At 64.1% G+C, this 17,705-nt stretch carries 15 protein-coding genes; 13 read left to right on the top strand and 2 right to left on the bottom strand.

The genetic code is table 11. The features are described from left to right. The first annotated feature begins 34 nt into the window (after positions 1 to 34). The 3 genes from ACFWAR_RS05455 to ACFWAR_RS05445 are packed head-to-tail and all read left to right on the top strand — an operon-like array spanning position 35 to position 3,682. A complete protein-coding gene (locus ACFWAR_RS05455; RefSeq protein ID WP_385773333.1) occupies positions 35 to 2,446 on the top strand; it encodes a beta-ketoacyl synthase N-terminal-like domain-containing protein in 2,412 nt (803 codons plus the stop codon). Then, the gene (locus ACFWAR_RS05450; RefSeq protein ID WP_385773331.1) at positions 2,446 to 3,417 is read left to right on the top strand and encodes a TIGR03560 family F420-dependent LLM class oxidoreductase; all 972 of its coding nucleotides are present in this window, start codon (positions 2,446 to 2,448) and stop codon (positions 3,415 to 3,417) included. Before ACFWAR_RS05455 ends, ACFWAR_RS05450 begins: the two co-directional genes overlap by 1 nt. Next, a complete protein-coding gene (locus tag ACFWAR_RS05445; RefSeq protein WP_385773329.1) occupies positions 3,410 to 3,682 on the top strand; it encodes a phosphopantetheine-binding protein in 273 nt (90 codons plus the stop codon). The genes ACFWAR_RS05450 and ACFWAR_RS05445 overlap by 8 nt, the downstream gene beginning before the upstream one ends. 69 nt (positions 3,683 to 3,751) lie before the next feature. Here the strand turns inward: ACFWAR_RS05445 and ACFWAR_RS05440 are convergent, their stop codons facing one another. Together ACFWAR_RS05440 and ACFWAR_RS05435 are read right to left on the bottom strand one after the other, a co-directional pair. Further along, positions 3,752 to 5,290, bottom strand: a complete 1,539-nt coding sequence (locus ACFWAR_RS05440) for an amino acid adenylation domain-containing protein (RefSeq protein ID WP_385773327.1) — start codon at positions 5,288 to 5,290, stop codon at positions 3,752 to 3,754. After that, positions 5,277 to 5,519, bottom strand: coding sequence for a phosphopantetheine-binding protein (locus tag ACFWAR_RS05435; RefSeq protein ID WP_385773325.1), 243 nt, complete (start codon positions 5,517 to 5,519; stop codon positions 5,277 to 5,279). The genes ACFWAR_RS05440 and ACFWAR_RS05435 overlap by 14 nt, the downstream gene beginning before the upstream one ends. Before the next feature lie 156 nt (positions 5,520 to 5,675). Between ACFWAR_RS05435 and ACFWAR_RS05430 the strand changes: the two genes are divergently transcribed. The 10 genes from ACFWAR_RS05430 (at position 5,676) to ACFWAR_RS05385 (ending at position 17,510) form a co-directional block, all read left to right on the top strand. Then, positions 5,676 to 6,098: a hypothetical protein gene (locus ACFWAR_RS05430; RefSeq protein WP_385773323.1), complete on the top strand. Its 423-nt coding sequence runs from the start codon at positions 5,676 to 5,678 to the stop codon at positions 6,096 to 6,098. After that, positions 6,058 to 7,488: an MFS transporter gene (locus ACFWAR_RS05425; protein ID WP_385773321.1), complete on the top strand. Its 1,431-nt coding sequence runs from the start codon at positions 6,058 to 6,060 to the stop codon at positions 7,486 to 7,488. Before ACFWAR_RS05430 ends, ACFWAR_RS05425 begins: the two co-directional genes overlap by 41 nt. Then, positions 7,485 to 9,545 carry an alpha/beta fold hydrolase gene (locus ACFWAR_RS05420; RefSeq protein WP_385773319.1) on the top strand — a complete coding sequence of 687 codons (2,061 nt, stop codon included), beginning with the start codon at positions 7,485 to 7,487 and terminating at the stop codon, positions 9,543 to 9,545. Before ACFWAR_RS05425 ends, ACFWAR_RS05420 begins: the two co-directional genes overlap by 4 nt. Before the next feature lie 6 nt (positions 9,546 to 9,551). Beyond that, complete coding sequence (locus tag ACFWAR_RS05415) at positions 9,552 to 10,412, top strand: alpha/beta fold hydrolase (RefSeq protein ID WP_385773317.1); 861 nt, start codon at positions 9,552 to 9,554, stop codon at positions 10,410 to 10,412. Between the two features lie 650 nt (positions 10,413 to 11,062). Then, the gene (locus ACFWAR_RS05410) at positions 11,063 to 11,443 is read left to right on the top strand and encodes a transposase family protein (RefSeq protein WP_385773315.1); all 381 of its coding nucleotides are present in this window, start codon (positions 11,063 to 11,065) and stop codon (positions 11,441 to 11,443) included. A 141-nt stretch (positions 11,444 to 11,584) separates the two neighbouring features. Further along, the gene (locus tag ACFWAR_RS05405) at positions 11,585 to 12,457 is read left to right on the top strand and encodes a sugar phosphate isomerase/epimerase family protein (RefSeq protein ID WP_385773313.1); all 873 of its coding nucleotides are present in this window, start codon (positions 11,585 to 11,587) and stop codon (positions 12,455 to 12,457) included. Further along, on the top strand, positions 12,454 to 13,704 hold the full coding sequence (locus ACFWAR_RS05400; RefSeq protein ID WP_385773311.1) for a Gfo/Idh/MocA family protein: 1,251 nt from the start codon (positions 12,454 to 12,456) through the stop codon (positions 13,702 to 13,704). The genes ACFWAR_RS05405 and ACFWAR_RS05400 overlap by 4 nt, the downstream gene beginning before the upstream one ends. Further along, complete coding sequence (locus tag ACFWAR_RS05395) at positions 13,701 to 14,885, top strand: DegT/DnrJ/EryC1/StrS family aminotransferase (RefSeq protein WP_385773309.1); 1,185 nt, start codon at positions 13,701 to 13,703, stop codon at positions 14,883 to 14,885. Before ACFWAR_RS05400 ends, ACFWAR_RS05395 begins: the two co-directional genes overlap by 4 nt. 163 nt (positions 14,886 to 15,048) lie before the next feature. Next, on the top strand, positions 15,049 to 16,722 hold the full coding sequence (locus tag ACFWAR_RS05390; protein ID WP_385773307.1) for a B12-binding domain-containing radical SAM protein: 1,674 nt from the start codon (positions 15,049 to 15,051) through the stop codon (positions 16,720 to 16,722). Beyond that, positions 16,719 to 17,510: a nucleoside phosphorylase gene (locus tag ACFWAR_RS05385; RefSeq protein ID WP_385773305.1), complete on the top strand. Its 792-nt coding sequence runs from the start codon at positions 16,719 to 16,721 to the stop codon at positions 17,508 to 17,510. Before ACFWAR_RS05390 ends, ACFWAR_RS05385 begins: the two co-directional genes overlap by 4 nt. Positions 17,511 to 17,705: the final 195 nt, after the last annotated feature.

The following is a 17,705-nucleotide window of genomic DNA, read 5'->3' as shown; positions in this document are numbered from 1 at the left end:
CCTGAGTACCACGGCGACATGACAGGATGAGCACATGGCAATATCCAAAGCAGTTCCACCGATCGCCGTAATCGGTATGGCCGCCCGGTTTCCCGGCGCAGACGATGTCGAACAATATTGGACGAACTTAGTCGAAGCTGTCGAGAGCATCCATCGCGGCCCGGAAGCCGTGGAGGGGCCCGATCTGCAGTCCGGCCATGAACGATTCGTTCGAGCCGTGGCAAAGGTGGGCGACGTCGAACTTTTCGACGCGGAATACTTTCGTATACCTCCGGCCGAGGCCGCCTTGATGGACCCGCAGCATCGCGTCTTGCTCGAAGTGGCCGTGGCCGCCATGCAGGACGCTGGCTACCACGGTGCGCACGACGCGGTCGTCGGTGTCTTCGTCGGATGCGGCGAGAACTACTATCTCCGCGACTTCGTCACACCCCACGAACAGCATGCGGTACCGGCTCCCGATAACCCGCGCACGTTAGCCAACGGAACCGACACTCGCGTCCTGACAGCGAACGAGAAGGACTTCCTCGCCTCGCGGATAGCCTTCAAACTGGGACTTGATGGTCCGAGCATCACGGTCCAGTCCGCGTGCTCAACGAGTCTCAGCGCCGTCGCCCTGGCCTGTTCGGCCCTTGCAGCGGGCGATTGCGACATCGCTCTGGCCGGCGGTGTCAGCTTGCTGATGCCGGACATGGACGGCTACGTGTATGCGCCCGGCGGGATCTTCTCCCGCGACGGCCGCTGCCGCTCCTTCGATGCTGAGGCCTCGGGAACGGTCCCGGGATCGGGCGCGGCTTTGGTGGTGCTCAGGCGCGATGACGACGCGAAGGTGGCGCACGACCGGAGACGTGGCGTCATTCGCGGGTGGGCCGTCAACAACGACGGTGGCTCGGGGGCGGGGTTCACCGCCCCGAGCGCGTCGGGCCAGCAGGCTGTCATCCAGGCCGCGTTGACGCGGGCCGGCATCTCTCCGGACGAAGTCGGGTACATCGAGACCCACGGCACGGCGACCCCGATCGGGGATCCGGTGGAGCTCGAGGCATTGCGGCGGGTCTTCGAGACCGGCAAACGGGCCCATCAGCCGTGTGTGCTTGGCGCGGTCAAGACCAACATCGGCCACGCCGACGCCGCAGCCGGCATCGCGGGCCTGATCAAGGCTGTGTTGGCCGTCGAGCGAGGGACAATCCCGGCGACGCTGCACTTCCGGGCGCCGAACGCCGCGATCGACCTGCCGGGCTCCCCCTTCGCCCTAAGCTCCGAGACCCTGCCTTGGCCGGGCGGCGGGCCGCGGATTGCTGGCGTCAGCGCCTTCGGCCTCGGAGGCAACAACGCCCACGTCTTAGTCCAGGAGCCGGCTGCCCTGCCGACCGGCGGGTCGGAGCGTCCGCGCCAGGTGGTCGGGCTGTCGGCGCGCTCCGAGGCCGAGCTGCAGCAGCTGCGGTCGGCTCTCGCGGCCCGGATTCAGGGGCAGCCTTCGTTCACCGCCGCCGACCTGGCAGACGCCGCATTCACTCTGGCCGTCGGGCGCCCACAGTTCGAATATCGGTGGGCGACCTGTGTCTCGGACTCCACGGCTCTCGTCGCGGAGCTGAATGCTCCGGCCGAGCCCGCGCGGCCTGCTCTCCGTTGGTCGTTGAGCATCCACGGCACTCATGAGCAGCAGGCCGAGATGGGCCGACGCCTGTTGGCGGAGGAGCCTCTGTTCCGCACGGCGCTCGCCGAGCTGATCGGTGAGCCAGAGCTCGACCACCTGCCGGTGTTGCAGGCCGCAGCCGTATCGGCGTTGACTGCAGCACAGCTGCTCAAGCGGCTCGGTATGAGCTTCGGCCGCATCGACGCGCCGCAGTGGATGGGCCCCGCGGTGGACTGGCTGAGCGGTGGCGGTGATCCCGGGACCCTGAATCAGGCCCTGGACGCCTGTATGGCACATCACGACACGGGCGTGGCCCGTGAGGGCACGGGCTGCCTTCTCATCGGTCCGGAGTTCGAAGTAGCCGCAGCAGCCGGTCGGGCCTGGGCGCACGGGGCACGGATCGACTGGCGCCGGTATTTCGCGGCGGAATCGCGCGGCCGGATCCCGCTCCCGACCTATCCGTTCAATCGCCGTAGGTACTGGCTTCCGCGCGTGGTCCGCGAACTGCCCGAACCGAGGCAGGAGACGGTGGGCCCGGCTGCCGGGGTCGGAGCCGACGACGTGTTCGGCGCCATCGAGACGGTCTGGCGAAGCGTTCTGGGACTGGATGCCGTCGATCGTGACGCGCACTTCATCCACGACCTCGCCGGCGATTCCATGTACGCCGTGGAGATCGGTGCCCGGCTCACCGAGATCTTCCAGCTCGACCTGCCGCTCGACCTGCCATTCATCGCGCCCACGGTCGCGAGCTCAGCGCAGTACGTGGAGGAAGCGCTCGTGGGCGCGACGGCTGGCGACCGAGAGCAGGTCCGCTGATGAGCGCGCCTGTCACGCGTCTAGGTCTGCAGTTCGCCGGCTACTCGTTCCCCGGCGTCCCCGACGCCGGGATCTTCACCCGAGTCGCCGAGGTGGCGGTGGCGGCGGAGAACTCCGGCTTCGACAGCTTATGGACGATGGACCACCTCCAGCAGATCGACGCTGTGGGGGATCGTGAAGAGCCAATTCTGGAGGCGTATACGACGCTGGCAGCGCTGGCCGCCGTAACGAGATCAGCGAAGCTCGGCGTACTCGTCACGGCTTGCGGGTTCCGTAATCCGGCGCTGCTCGCGAAGATGGTCACCTCGATCGACGTCATCAGCGGTGGCCGCGCCATCCTCGGCATCGGAGGCGGATGGCACGAGGAGGAGTACCACGCCTACGGCATGCCTTTCCCATCGACGCGCGACCGTATGCAGCAGCTCGCCGAAGCGGTTCAGATCTGCCGCGCAATGTTTACCGAGTGCGCACCGGAGTTTGCGGGTCGGCATCATCGGATAGCGCAGCCGCTGAACAGCCCGAGTCCGATCAGCAGATCGGGTCCGCCCATCCTTATCGGGGGAGGCGGCGAACGGGTGCTGATCCCCACGGTCGCGAAGTTCGGCGACGCATGTAACTTCTTCGGCGCGCCGGCCACCGTGCGACACAAGATCGAGGTGCTCACTCGCGCCTGCGAGTCGGTGGGGCGCGACCCGGACGAGATCACGAAGACCTGGCTGGGGCACGTACTCATCTCGGACAACGAGCAGGAGCTGCAGATCGCCGTCGATCGACTCGCGCGGTTGTACCACCTGTCTCCTCGCGCCACCCGCGGCTTCGCGCTCTGCGGAACCGAAGCCGACGTGCTGGAACAGCTGGCGAATTATCGGTCCGTCGGTGTGGATGGCGTGATCGTAACTGTCCTCGACTCGGGAGACGTCGACTACGTTCGACGCGTCGGTGAGACTCTGCGAAAGGGCTTCGATGACTGAGTCTGCACACTCTGCACACTCTGCGCACATCGACCTCAGCGGCCCGGCGAACGAGGTCGTGGGCGCCGTCTGGGCGGAAGTGCTCGGGGAGGGCACGGTCGACCGGGAAGTCGGCTTCTTCGACCTCGGCGGCTCGTCGATGCACGTCCTTCAGGTTGTGGAGCGGCTCCGCGTCCGCTGGCCGGGTCTTAGGTCCGTCGATCTCTTCCTGTATCCGACAGTGAACAGCCTTGCGGAGTTCCTCGAGGGCAAACCTGCGGTGTGACAGCCTGACGTAGACATTGTCCGCTGATCGTCAGCGAAGCTCCCGCGGAGTCCGTGGGAGCTTCGCTGTTCACGACTCTGCGGCCGCCAACCGTGCCCGATCGACCTTGCCCGACGGTGTCAGCGGAAGCCGGTCGCAGAACCTAACCATTCCTGGCACCTCATGCGCAGGGAGCCTGGTGCGAAGATGCGACCGGAGGGATGTGCGCAGCTCTGAGTCGGACGCGTCGCCGCGTGATAGCGCGACGACGTACGCGACGAGCACCTCGTGTCCCGCCGGGCCGCGCTTGACGACGCAGGCTCCGTCAGTGACGTAGGCGGGTTCGCGAAGCGCCGCCTCCACCTCAGCGAGCTCGATCCGGTGCCCACGGACCTTGACTTGCTCGTCGATGCGGCCCACGTAATAGAGGAACCCCTCCTCGTCAGCGTACGCGCTGTCGCCGGAACGGTAGTACCGCACGCCATCGCGGGTCGTGAAGCGCTCCGCCGTCAACTCGGGACGACGCCAGTACCCGTATGCGAGCGACTCGCCCGCGACAAGGATCTCTCCCACGCAGAGTGGCGGCACCCGGCGCAGATCCTCGTCGGCGATCACCACGTCGAGGTGCGGCAGCGGTTTGCCGATCGGGGTGAACCCATCGCGGCGTCGGGCCGGGACCGTGAGAGGGGCAAAGGTCACGTGGACGGTGGTCTCGGTGATCCCGTACATGTTGACCATCGAGGCGGCTGGCGCGACACCGGCCTCAGCCCAACGGTTGATCGCCTCCACCTTGATCGCTTCTCCGCCGAAGACGACGTACCGCAGACGCGGGAACTCGACGGCGCCTGAAACCGCGTACTCGGCCAGCACGCTGAACACGCTCGGCACGAGGTTGAGGATCGTGACGCCCTGCTCAGTCAACAGCGATGAGAACGCCGCGGGCTCGATGGCTGTCTCCAGGTCCACCACGATGAGCCGACCGCCACTGAGGAGGCAGCCCCACATCTCCCAGACGCTGAAATCGAAACTGTAGGAGTGGAAGAGCGTCCACACGTCGCGGTGGTCGATGTCGAGGAGCGCAAAACAGGAGCGTAGAAGGGAGAGCACGTGGGCTTGCCCGACGACGACGCCCTTCGGCTGCCCCGTGGAGCCCGAGGTGTAAAGGATGTACGCCGTTCCGGGTGGGGCGGGGGCTGCCTCGGTCAGCTCGACGTGGCGCACGGCGAAATCGTCGCCTTGGTCTTCGATGACCATCGTTGCCGCCGAGTCACCGAGGACATACTCCTGGCGGGATGGGGGATAGGCGGGGTCGACTGGGACGAACGCTGCTCCGACCTCGAGCACCGCGCCGATCGCCACGATCTGGCGCCAACCGCGGGCCAGGCGGAGCGCGATGACCGACCCGGGGCCGGCACCGGACGAGCGGAGCGTGCCCGCGAGCCGCTCGATGGCGGCCCATAACTCGGCGTATGTCAACCGGTGGTCGCCATGGGTGACCGCGACCGCGGTCGGTGTGAACCGGGCCCACTCTGCAAGTGCTTCGGTGAGCGTGGCCGTCCGGGAGAGAATCGTGAGCCGCGCTGTCTCGGCCGACTCGGACTGCGTGGCCGCCGGGCTACCGAGGTGCATCCACGACCTTTCCCTCGACCGCCGTCACCAGGTCGGCGAAGCGCGGGTTCTTCAGCACGTCCATGGCACGCAGGGGGATGTCCGCACTCTGTGCAAGCGAGGTCATCCGGGCCGCGGCGAGCGAGTCGCCGCCCAGGTCGAAAAAGTCGTCCGTGCCGCCGACCTGCGGCACGCCTAGGACTGCGATCCAAATGGACTGTAACTCGTGGCGTATGCGGTTCTGAGTCATCGTCAGGATCCAATCGTGCTACTCGCCGTGTGCGAACAGGAATGACAGGGGAGAGGCCGACTCCCCGAACGGGAATCGACCACCTCGAGGCCCCGGGGCTCGGGGCCGCTCTGATGGGGGCGGAGAGGATCGCCTACTGGCGACCTCGATGACGGCGTGCTGAACGCTCACATCCCGCAAGCCTTCGAGCACCGAGAGCTCGTATCCTTCGACGTCGGCCTTTGGGAGGCCATTCCCAGCCACTTCGGCCTGCGCGCCGGTCTCGGCGACCGGAAATGTTCGGACCAGCCGGTGCTGGGGATCGAACCACGAGCGCAGAACGTCGTCGCGATGCCTCATGACCTCGGTGTCGTCTCCCAATTGCGGTTCGGCGAACTGCGGGACCAAGACGAAGTCTTCGGCCGGATTCCGCCGGTGTGCTGCCACATCGAGCCGGTGGCCAGGCCGCCGCATGCGAGGTGCGATGCCTGTAAAGCCCCGAACATGATCCGCTATGATCCCGCAAACTTGCAAGATTCCGCTCCATTGAGGAACCGTGATGCCAATGAACAAGGGCATGGGCGAAGCAGATTTAAGTAAGTCGGGCGACCCTGACGTAATCGTCGCGAATCATGACAGTCCCGACACTCTTGGCGATGTCGATCCCAGCGTTCCGCCGGCGCGCGCCGGAGACCCGGACGGTGCAGATCAGCAAGTATTCAGCGCCGGATTTCAAGGCGTAGTCACCCGCCTGGCGATAGCATTAACCCCACCCACTCCCGCTCTGCGCACGTACGCACTCGCGAGTCTCGTGACGTCACTCGGCACCGGTCTCTACACGACCGGCGCGATTGTCTTCTTTGTTCGGTCCCTACATCTCAGTGCGGGTTTCGTCGGCGCGAGCCTCACGGTCGCGGCAGCCGTGGGCCTTCTCTCCTCCCTGCCTGCAGGGCGGTTCGTGGACCGCCGGTCCCGGTCCGCAAAGCAGGCACTGGTCTTCCTCTTCGGCGTGCAGGCGGTCTTCTTCGCGCTGTTCCCCCTCGTCCGCGGCCAGGTCGCATTCGTCGCGGTCATCGTGGGCATTGCGCTGGCCCAAAACGCCGCGATACCGGTCCGTGGGGTGCTGCTGTCCGATCTTGCGGGGGGCCGCTCGCGCGTTGTCGCAGCAGCGGCCTACAACCGCATGATCCTCAACGTCGGCATGAGTGTCGGCGCGCTCCTCGCGGCTGTGGCCCTGGCGGCCGACAGCCAGCTCGCCTACAACATGCTGCTTTGGGGAAACGCGGCATCGTTGGTGGGTGCCGGCGCACTCCTGAGCCGCGTCCGCGTGCCCCCTCTGGCCAAGGCGGCGGCCCCGGAAGCGGAGGCCGAGTCGGTACCAGATGCGAATGCGGAGGTAGAGGTCGCAGAATCCCGGCATCCGCTGCGCCAGCCGCGATTCGCCGCGGCCTCCGTCATCTGCGGCACCCTCTACCTCAGCGCCGCTATCCTCGATGTCGCCCTGCCGCTCCAGGTCGCCCTGCACTCGCAGGCGCCGCGCTGGATCATTTCGGTCCTGTTGATGATTAACACGGTGTTGGCCGTGACTTTGCAGGTGCGCGTGAGCAGGGGATCCGAGACGGTGAGCGGCGCGGCCCAGGCCAACCGTCTCGCCGGCATCGCGCTCTTCGTCTGCTGTCTGCTCTTCCCGCTGGTGCCACATCTCCCGGCGGCCGTCGCGATCGTGGTGCTGATCGTGGTCACACTCCTGCTGACAGCAGGGGAGCTCTACAGCTCGGCCGGTTCCTGGGGCCTGTCCTACGGGCTTGCGCCCCCGGCCGAACAGGGCAAGTACCTCGCCAGCTTTGGGTTGCTGAGCCAGTCCGTCGTGATCCTGGGTCCGCTCCTGGCCTCGGCCGTCGTCGTCGCCGGACTGCCCGGCTGGGTCGTGCTCGGGGCCGTATTCCTCGGCAGCGGCCTCGTTTCCCCCGTCATTTTGAGGCAGAAATGACCCCGCGGCTGCTCTGCTTCTACGCCTACGGATCGGCCAGGCCGTGGGACATCGTCCGGGCCGTCGAGCCCATCGCCGACCTGGTCGTCGTGATCAGCTCGGATGACCGGCACGCGCAGCAGGGCAGACACATCTTCGAGACGCTCGACGTACCGGTCTTCGACACCCCCGAGGCGGCCAGGGCGGAGTTCGGCACGATCGATGGCATCGTCACCTATAGCGAGCTCTGCGTCGTGGCAGCCGCAGACACCGCAGAGCGGTGGGGGCTTCCCGGCATGCCGCGCCGGACCGCCGAAGCGCTCAGGTCGAAGCTGGCGCAGCGGGAGAGACTGGCCGGCGCGGGATGCGATGATGTGCCGTTCCTCGCCGCCGCGACGGCCGACGAGGTCCGCTCGGCGGTCAGCCGCCTCGGCATGCCCGTCGTGGTCAAACCGGACCGGGGGACGGGCAGCCGGGACACTCGGAAGGTCGCCACGCCGGCGGACCTGGAGGCCGCCGCCGCGATGGTGACGGCCGACGAGCAGGGCGGGTACATCGTCGAGCGGCTCCTGCAGGGCCGTGACATGCATCCGTTCGGGGACTACGTCTCCGTCGAAGTCCTGATGGCCGCCGGGGAGCCGGTGGTGCTCGCCGTGACGGGAAAGCTCCCGCTCATCCAGCCGTTCCGCGAGCCCGGTCAGTTCTGGCCGTCGCACCTGTCCGCATCCGAGCGCTCGGAGATATGCGACTTCGTCCTCCGGGCTGTCCGCTCGTTCGACATCACGGTCGGCGCCCTGCACGTCGAGGTCAAGGTTTGCGAAGACGGCCCTCACATCATCGAGATCAACGGCCGCCTCGGCGGGTTCATCCCCGAGCTTCTGAACGCTGGCGCCGCGGTCGACATGGTGGCGCTCGCGGCGCAGGCAGCGCTCGGTGCGCAGATTCCGACGGTGCTCGACGAGAGTCAGCCCTCGGGCCCGCATCGGGTCCGGTTCCAACACAGCACGTTGGCTCCGCCCGGTGCGGTCGAGTTCGTCGCCGCTCCGACGGCGAGTGCTTTGGGCGGCCTCGCCGACGTCGATTTCTACCGGCTCCTCGTCTCGGCCGGAACGGAACTCAGCCGAGGAGTGGCGACGCAGGAACTCGACCTCCTTCAGGCTGTCGCCGACGATCACGAGGCCATGCTGGCGACGCTCGAACGCCTGCTGCCGGAGATCGTTCTCTCGCTGCGATTCGAGGACGGCACGGTGAGCGAGCTGACCGGGCTGGAGATCTCCGCGCGTAACGAGGCACACGGGCCGGCCGCCCCGAAAGCGGCCGCCGTACCTGCGAAGAGCCTGATCTGCTGGAACGAGTCGTCCCCGCACGACGACGCGGTGGTGTGCATCCCGTGGGCGGGGGCCGGTGCCCGCCCATTCCGGGCATGGGCGTCGACGATCGACGGCACTGCACGCCTATACGGCGCAAGGCTTTCAGGGCGCGAAGCGCGTTTCAACGAACCCCCTCCAGCGAGCATCGCAGGAGTCGCCGCCGAGCTCGCCCAGGCGATTGCGCAGCTGCGCGAGAAGCGGGTGCATCTCGTCGGCCACTGCTCGGGCGCCATTATCGCCTTCGAAGTCGCCCGAGCGCTGCGCATGATGGATGCACCTGCACTCGGCGGTCTCGTCGTTGTCAATCAAGTGGCTCCGGGCCTGCTCGCGGACTCGCTGTCAGAGGAAGACGACCCACGTCGTTACATTCCCGAGGGTGCGAGCGTCGATCCGGAGTTGATGGACCTTCTGGTCGCGGTCATGGAAGCGGACATGCAGATGATCCGTCGCTATGAGTATGTGCCGGGCGAGCGCCTGGACATTCCGATAACCGCGATCGGTGGTGCCGACGGCGTCACGGAAGACGACCTTGTGAGGTGGGCGGACGAGACCACCGGCGGCCTTGTCTGCCGCCGTATCGAGGATGCCGACCATCTGTTCAGCGGTGACGCCTGGACGAAGCTGGCCGAAGAAGTGCGGCTCGCTGTGGCGAAGTTCGGGCATCCCGTCGGATCCGAATTCTCCATGCGATCTGCGGACGTAGGGTAGGTGCGTATGCCGTCGTTAGACTTCAGCGGACATGACTCGCTTCACTACGTCCGCAGGGGCGTGGGGGCGCCACTGCTGCTCATTCAAGGAGCCGCGGCCAGCCATCTGCACTGGGGCCAGAGGCTACTGTCGCTGCTTGCACGGGCGTTCGACGTCGTCGCCTACGATCACCGCGGTGTCGGACACTCGGCGCCTGTGAGCGGCCCGTTCACCATCGAGGAGCTTGCTGACGACGCCGCAAGGGTGCTCGACCGAGTCGGCTGGACCAGGGCGGACATCGTCGGTGTATCCATGGGCGGCGTCATCGCCCAGGAGCTCGCGCTTCGTCATCCGGACCGGGTCCGCCGGCTCGTGCTCGGTTGCACACATGCCGGTGGCGCCGCCGCATCGACCACGCGTGCCGCGTGCGAAGCTGAGGTCGCTGCCGCAGTCGTGCGCGGCAACCGCATTGCGACGGCCCGCAACATGTTCCGCCTGGGGGTCAAGGACGAGGACGCGCTCCCTCCGGAAGCATGGCTGGAGTACCAGGACTCAGTGCTGACGCTCCCTGTGGATCCTCGCGCTACCGTGCTACAGACCGGCGCGCTTGCGCGACACACGACAGCCGACCGCCTGCAGGAGCTCAGAGTCCCCACTCTCGTGATCCACGGCGAAGCAGACCGGATGGTGCACCCGGAGGACGGGATCGCGGTCGCTCGCGGCATCCGTGATGCCCGGTTGACCATTCTGGACGCCGGTCATCTGTTCTGGCTCGAACAGCCTGAGCAAACAGCGGACATCATCGCCAAGTTCTGTGCTGAAGCGGCCGTTTCGCCTGGTTCCGGTGGTGTGGAGAGCGGAAGTTCCCGATCCAGGGTGATTGGGTGATATCACCGGATCTGGTCGCCGCAAGAAGGGGACTCGGGCGCTCCGTTCTGCGCCCGAGGATCAGTCTGGCAAGGCCATCAACACTGGGCATGCCATCGCGGCCAGATTGGATGGGACAGGCTTTGCCCAGCCGGTGGAGAGCCTCGCCTTGGGGCTCGGTGTGCGCGTCATGACCAGCCCTGCCGAGTATTCGAGGCGGATAAGACTTTCCAGCCCCTAGCGACTGACCGGCTGCGTAGCACGGTCGCCGCAGCGCCCTCGATAGGGGCGGTATACGGCAAGGCATCACAGGCTGTAGGGGATCGTGGATGCCCAGAACCGTTCTATGTCGGATCCGCATTATCCCGGCGCCCCGTTAGAAACCAGACCCGTCGGCCCGTTGAAGCCTCGCCAGTGCATGCACATACTCTGACCAGCACCACGGCCACTTGACACCCAGTTACTGTCTTTGTCCCGAACGATCCCAATGAACCCATAGCCAGCTCACGTCATAGCCTGTTAGCCTCCCAAAGATCAATGCGGTATCGCAGGACATGGGCGAGGACGTTACCGTGCTTGCCCCAGGACCCATTAACCCAGGTCTGTGGACTTGATGGGGGTGCGTGGGTGATGACCTGACGGTCGGTCACTGTGTGTAAGAGATCAGGGGTATGGGGCACTCCGGACACAAGGAGCCCTCGGGTCTTCTTGATCACGGCTGGTCTCTAGGCAACCGATCAAGAAACCCCACGGGCTCGAGTGCTTACGATACCGAGATCAACACTGCCGCGACGCGACTGCTGGGGCTGGAGGGGGTGAGTGTGGTGCAGGGCGACGACTACGGGAGGGGCTCGTTGGTGAACATGGTGGCAAGCGAGGACTCCGCCAGGGCCTGCCGCGGCTGCGGGGTCTTCTCCACTCGGCTGAGGGACTACCGCACCACCCGGCCGCGGCACCTGCCTTGGGGTGTACGCGCAGTGAACGTCCACTGGCGTAAGTCACGCTGGTGCTGTACCGAACCCGCCTGCCCGCATAATTTGGCATGCCCTTAGGCGCCGTCGAGGCCATCCTCGCGTTTGTCGCAGCTCTTACTCGGCCAGGCGAGCCGATTGTGACCGTGGAACCGGCCGCTCCCGACAGTAAGGCTCCTGCATAGTCGTCGCGACAGCACTAGTCGCTATTGCGGTGCCTGGATGATGGAAGGCAAGTTCGTGGAATTAAGTTTAAATCGTGCAGTCCTGAACCCGCAGGCCTCCGCGGCGCGTGTGGTGCGTTCGGCGCACGGGGCCGGTTTCAGGTACATAGAGATGTCGGCCCACCGATTGAAGCAAGCCACCGAGAACAGAGAGGCGAGGAGTCTCCTGCGGAGTGGCGAGATCCTCCCCGTCCATGGCGGCTGGTCGCTGCGGCTGAATTGGGAGAGGAAGCGGTTCACGGAGGGTCTGGCTGCGGCCGAGGGCGAGATGGCTTTTGCCGCTCAGTGGGGCAGTCGCAGCGGTGCCCTGATTTTACCTCAGAGCTTCTCCGGTGCACCCGACGGAATCAGTGAAGAGGATTTACTGGACCGCATTGGGCGGACTGCGGACGTCGCACGACGGAACGGGTTGGCGTTGGTCCTGGAGTACATAGGGATCGGCGAAGCGCAGCCGAAAGCGATGGCTTATGGAACGCTCGCAGGGGCACTTCGGGTCGTGCGCCTTGTTGGCCGTTCGAATGTGGGCGTTCTCCTGGACAGTTACCACTGGTATACCTCGGATGGCGCAATAGGAGATATTGCACTCATCTCAAGGGATACCCCTCTCTTCGTGCATCTCAATGATGCTCCTGCCGGTGACCCGCGCAGGCTCGACGACACGATGCGTGAACTGCCGGGTTCCGGCGTCATCGACCTTCTGGGGTTCCTCGGCGCGCTCTCTGACATCGGATACCAGGGGCCGGTGTCGATCGAGTTGAAACATCCGAGCCTCCATGCCATGGCCCCTGAATCGGCGGCTGAAGAAGCTTATCGAGCCGGCATGCGCGTACTGACTGACATGCAGACGCCTCGGCAATCGGAGACGGCGTGAGCACTGGGACGATCAAGCTAGCACTGATCGGCTGCGGACTGATCGGGGCAGAGCACATAAGGGCGTGGGAGGCGGTGGCCCGGGTGGCCGACATGCCTTTCGAGGTTATAGCGGTCTGCGATTCAGAGCGAGAACTGGCGGAACGCGCTGCCAGGGAGATAGCTCGCTGGCAACGGGCGAACGTCACCGTGCACACCCGATACGAAGATTTGCTCGGTGAGAATCTCGACGGCCTGGATGTGTGCCTGCCCACTCACCTTCATGAGGAGATTGTCTGCGCTGCCCTGGCGGCGGGCATTTCTGTGATGGTCGAGAAACCGCTGGCGACGACCGTTGCTGCGGGAGAGCGGATGCGTCAATCCGCGTTGAGTGCCGGCCGTACCTTGTCGTTAGCTGAAAATCATCGCCGGACGCCGACCATCCGGACACTCCGGTGGCTGGTCCAGGAGGTAGGTCTACTGGGGAGCCCGGAAATGGTTCAGGCGCAGCGGGTCCGACACCAACCGGCGCCTCCCAGAGCAGGTTGGAGAGCCAGAAGAGCCTCGGGCGGGGGCGGTTGGGCCATCGACAACGGCGCCCACCTGCTGGACGCACTCGCTTACGTCCTTGGCCCCGTGAGAAGTGTCACCGCCACAGGGAAACGTATCCAAGATGCCGAGGTGATTCACAGTGACGATCAGATCGGCTTCGACGAGAGGGAAGATTTCCTCACGGCCCTGTTGGTCTTTGAGAACGGTACGACCGGGATCTTCTCCTGCGTGAGTAGCCTGCCCGGTGCCGATGACTTCTGTTTCGCTATCAGAGGGACGAAGGGAGCGATAGTGGACGACGGAGGTCAACTGTTCCATGCTCCGCTGCCCGGTGCCCGCGTGCTCTTGTCCGATGGACGGCAGCAGACGCTGCGAGACTTCCACGATCCTTATATGGACGGACTCTCCACTAACCAGCGCGAACGATTTTTCCCGTTCGGGCTGCAAGATGGCTTTGCTGTGGAGTGCGCTGAATTCTTGATCGCTATCCGTGACGGGTCTGACGTGGAAATAGATTCTGATTCCGCCTTGCGAACCCTCGCGACTTCTCTGGCCTTCTATGAATCCGCTCTGACTCAAACGACCATTCTGGTCAGCGATGTCCTTGATGGACAAGTGAGTGCCTATCAAGAATCGATGGGGTCGAGACATTCGGAGATAGACTTCGCGCGTTGGCGCACCCGAATGACGTTGCCCGCCGGAAAGGGCGAGATATGAGGTCTTCTCGGGATGGAGGGCAAGGTCGTGCATGGGCTGACGAGCCAGCACTCGGCGCGACTTACACTCAAGAAGAAATCAACGCCGTCATCGAGGCATTGCAGGAGTCGATCGATCCGCACGTGGGTTTTCGGGCAAAAAAGCACGAGATGGCTTTCGAAGATGCATTTGCGGCAAGCTGTGAAGCTCGGTTCGCGGTCGCCTACAACGGTGCCGGCACTGCACTCGACATGGTCCTTCGATGTCTGAACCTGCAACCAGGGGATGAAGTGATCTCCGGAGCTCTCAACTTCGTCGGAACCCACCTGGCAGTGACGGGGCAAGGCGGGAAACTCGTGCTGAGCGAGATCGATCCGAATACGCTGAATCTTGACCCGGCGGATGTGGAAAGTCGTATCACTGACCGCACCCGCGCCATATTGGTTACCCACATGAACGGCCTACCGGCCGACATGGACGTGCTGGAAGATATTGTGTCGCGCAATCTGAATCCGGTGCACGGGCCGGCCAAGCTGATTGTGGATGCTGCGCGGGCTTGCGGTGCCGACGACGGTGCAGGCCCGGTCGGAGCTCGCGGCTGGGCCTCAGTTTTCTCGTTTCAGTCGAAGAAGCTGATGACGACGCTTGGTGAAGGTGGCATGGTCACCACACAGGATGCCGGACTGGCCGCCAATCTTCGCCGCTTACGATCGTTCGGCAAGAACCAGCACTGGGGTTCCAACTACAAGATGACGAAACTCCAGGCTGCGGTAGGGCTCGTGCAGCTTGGCCGACTCGGCTCGATGAACGATGCCCGTATCCGGCTCGCTCGTCGAAGGTCTGAACTCCTGCGGGCGGTCCACGAGCTGACAGTTCCTCCCGAGTTGCCGGGGCGGCGCCACGTCTATTACCGGTACAACCTACTCGTCCCCGAGGACTGGGCCGGGCAGCTGCGTGACCGAGTGAGGCAGCGATTACGGGAAGAGCATGGCATCGGAAGCGTGGTGGCCGACCCGCCAACCTATCTAACTCATCCAGGAATTCGCGAACACCTGGGGAAGCCTTCGTTCCCAGTATCCGAATCAACAGCCGCGAGGCTTTTCTGTCCTCCACTGCATCCGTCGATGAGTTCGTCAGAGAATGACTTCATCTGTGCGGCGATCATTAATGTGATGCGATCCGTCGCCGACGAAAATAACTAGGGGCCTGCTCATGTCTGCACTTAGTCGCGAAATTGAAGAGATCACTCGACGAGAGGTCAATTTTGGTGGCCCCTATCCGTTGTCGGATAAGCCGAATGACTCTCTGCGAGTTGTGTTCCTCATGCCCTATGGGCATGAATACTCTCTCCTATCACTGGGAACCATGTCGCTCTACGACATGATCAACCGAGATCGAAGCCTGGGGGCAGTGGCGGAGCGAGCTCTGGTCTTCGACTCACTGAGGCAGGAAGGGAATCGAATTCTTCTCCCGGAGGGAGAAAACGTCTACCGAACGATAGAAAATCAAGCCTCGGTCGCTGATGCGGATATCCTTGCTCTTAGTATCACGAACGCAGGAAATCTTGCGACCATTTTCAAGATGCTTGATTTAGCGGGAATCCCTCGCCGAGCAAGCGACCGCGACCCCGCGCGCCATCCTCTGATCGTTGGTGGCAGCGCTGGATTCGCGAATCCTGAGGTCCTGGGTGACTACGTGGATGTCGTGGCGCTCGGCGAGGCCGAGGTCAGCATGCGAGAGCTGGTCCAGAAATTTTCCGAGGCGCGGGGGACAGGCCGGCGCGAAGCAATGCTAGAAAGCATCGCTCAGATTCCCGGCCTGTATGTCCCGCATTTGTATGAGGTCACCTACCGTGACGGCGGCGGAGTGCTGTCGATACAGCCGTGTAACCCGCGCGTTCCTGCGAAGGTGCGACCGCAATACCTTTCGCTCAGTGAGCTTCCCGCGACGCACTTCACAGCTCCGATTTCGGACGGTGAGATCGCGATGATGGTGCCGACGCTGGGGTGCCGCTGGGACTGCCACTTCTGCACTCTGGGTGTGCCCCCATTCCGGCAGGCTCCATACTCGTTGCTCTCTGCATACCTGGACAAGTGTGAAGAGCTAGGCATTCGTAAGTTCGTGATCAGCTCACCAACCTTTACGCAGTATGGAAAACGCTTCGATCTCTTGGGTAAGTTGAGTGACTACTCGCAGAGGGTCGGCGGAAAGGTGACGACGATCATTGGCTCCGTGCGAGCTGATGAGGTGTCGAACAGCTATCTGGACGCGGTGAACGACCTGGGTGACTTCGGGCACATGCTGACGGAGCTGGCCCTGGAGAACGAGGTCAGGGGGGTGATTACCGTAGCTCCGGAGTTCGCCAACGCGGAGCTTGTGCGTATTTTCAACAAGACTCTCACCAAAGAACGTGTGAACCGTGCAATTGAGATGTGTGGTAAGCATCCTGAGTTCAACACCGTGATGCTCTACTTCATCGTCGGCGCCCCCGGCGAGAGTAAAGAAGACCGTCTCGCCATCGCTGACTATGCTGTCGATGTGTTTGACCGCCTCGCTCGCGAGGATGGCACGGTGATAGTGAAGTTTACCCAATACATGCCGAAGCCAGGTACAGTCAGCCAGCGCACCAGTATGGCCAATCCGATCTATACGGATGAAAAGGTGGCGGAAGTCGAGGAACGCCTGAGGGGGTTGGTCGGTCCAGACCGCTTCGCACGTAGTTTCCGTGTCATGTGGGGAGAATCCGCGCGCATGCACCTGGAAAGCGTATGCATCCGCGGTGACCGCCGGGTCGGTACGGTACTGGAAGACCTGCACGACAGCGGTGTGGATTTGAGCGCCATTTCTCCCGAGCAGCTTCATGAGGCGCTCGCGCGGCAGGGGTTGCGGCAGGAAGAATTTTTGCGCCGGATGGATGACGACGTCCTTCCCTGGGACATCGTCGACGTGGTGGACTCAGCGCACGAGCGCGAACTCCTCAAGTCTCTGGACGAGCGAGAGGTCGTGCAAGACGACGTGTGTGAGGGCACGGCCCGGTGACGCTGCCGGCCTCGTCTTACGAGGTGCCCAGGACGCGGGCGAAGCACAAACTTCCGTCGCTGATCGCGCCGACAGAGCACGCAGAATACGTTCGGTCCCGACACCCCGGCGCGGAACTAGAAACGTGTCAGGGAGTGGTTCTGCTGTATCAGGACTCGGTGCTGCGGCGGGCTGTGGCGCGATACCAGCCGACCCTGCGGGAAGGCTGGTGCAGGGGGGAGCTGTGGCTTACGGAGCATGAAGGCGTACGTGTCGCACTTTGCGGACGGTTTGGCCTGGGCGCTCCCGCCGCAGCTCTGGTTCTGGAGCAGTTGGCTTCGCTGGGAGCATCTGCCGTCATCGCGGTCGGCACCGCTGCCGCACTGACGCCTGAACTGGGTGCCGGCTCCGTCGTTCTGTGCGATCAAGCCTTGAGAGACGAGGGTACGTCGCATCACTACGCGCCACCGACTCTCTACGCGTATGCGGATCCCAACCTGACGAGTGCCTACGCACATTCCATGACGGCAACCGGACTCCCGTTCACACGGGCTACCAGTTGGACAACTGACGCGCCTTACCGTGAGACAGAAGCCGAGGTGGTGGCTTATCAGCGATGCGGTCTGGCCGCGGCTGACATGGAGGCGAGCGCGCTGTTCACTGTCGCCCGTTACAGAGGAGTGGCTGCATCTGTCGGGATGGCGATTGCTGACTCCCTTGTCGAACGTGGGCCGAGACAAGCGAGGCCGGAAATAGCATCTTCCTTGGATCGTCTCGTGGATGCGGCATTGATGACGTTTGTGTCTTAATCCATGGATTGACCTATCGCGAGTCTTCGAACGTGGTGGGGGTACGGCCGACAGTAGAGGTCGCAACGGGCATCGCCAACCGACCGAACGCCATGGTCGAGTGGCCCCCGGCGAAGGGGGACCATCCGGACGTCGACCATGACCCCCACTAACTTCGAAATTCCCATGTAGCCAGCAGCTGAACCATTCCCGACA

Origin of the sequence: Streptomyces sp. NPDC059917, assembly GCF_042730635.1 — a bacterium.
Taxonomy (GTDB): Bacteria; Actinomycetota; Actinomycetes; order Streptomycetales; family Streptomycetaceae; genus Streptomyces.
Note: the sequence above shows the minus strand (reverse complement) of the source record. Positions and strands in the feature narration are given on the sequence as shown.

Coding starts and splice junctions, on each gene's coding strand:
- ACFWAR_RS05455 (WP_385773333.1), top strand. CDS start 35: ATGGCAATATCCAAAGCAGTTCCACCGATCGCCGTAATCGGTATGGCC.
- ACFWAR_RS05450 (WP_385773331.1), top strand. CDS start 2,446: ATGAGCGCGCCTGTCACGCGTCTAGGTCTGCAGTTCGCCGGCTACTCG.
- ACFWAR_RS05445 (WP_385773329.1), top strand. CDS start 3,410: ATGACTGAGTCTGCACACTCTGCACACTCTGCGCACATCGACCTCAGC.
- ACFWAR_RS05440 (WP_385773327.1), bottom strand. CDS start 5,290: ATGCACCTCGGTAGCCCGGCGGCCACGCAGTCCGAGTCGGCCGAGACA.
- ACFWAR_RS05435 (WP_385773325.1), bottom strand. CDS start 5,519: ATGACTCAGAACCGCATACGCCACGAGTTACAGTCCATTTGGATCGCA.
- ACFWAR_RS05425 (WP_385773321.1), top strand. CDS start 6,058: ATGCCAATGAACAAGGGCATGGGCGAAGCAGATTTAAGTAAGTCGGGC.
- ACFWAR_RS05420 (WP_385773319.1), top strand. CDS start 7,485: ATGACCCCGCGGCTGCTCTGCTTCTACGCCTACGGATCGGCCAGGCCG.
- ACFWAR_RS05415 (WP_385773317.1), top strand. CDS start 9,552: ATGCCGTCGTTAGACTTCAGCGGACATGACTCGCTTCACTACGTCCGC.
- ACFWAR_RS05410 (WP_385773315.1), top strand. CDS start 11,063: ATGGGGCACTCCGGACACAAGGAGCCCTCGGGTCTTCTTGATCACGGC.
- ACFWAR_RS05405 (WP_385773313.1), top strand. CDS start 11,585: ATGATGGAAGGCAAGTTCGTGGAATTAAGTTTAAATCGTGCAGTCCTG.
- ACFWAR_RS05395 (WP_385773309.1), top strand. CDS start 13,701: ATGAGGTCTTCTCGGGATGGAGGGCAAGGTCGTGCATGGGCTGACGAG.
- ACFWAR_RS05390 (WP_385773307.1), top strand. CDS start 15,049: ATGTCGCTCTACGACATGATCAACCGAGATCGAAGCCTGGGGGCAGTG.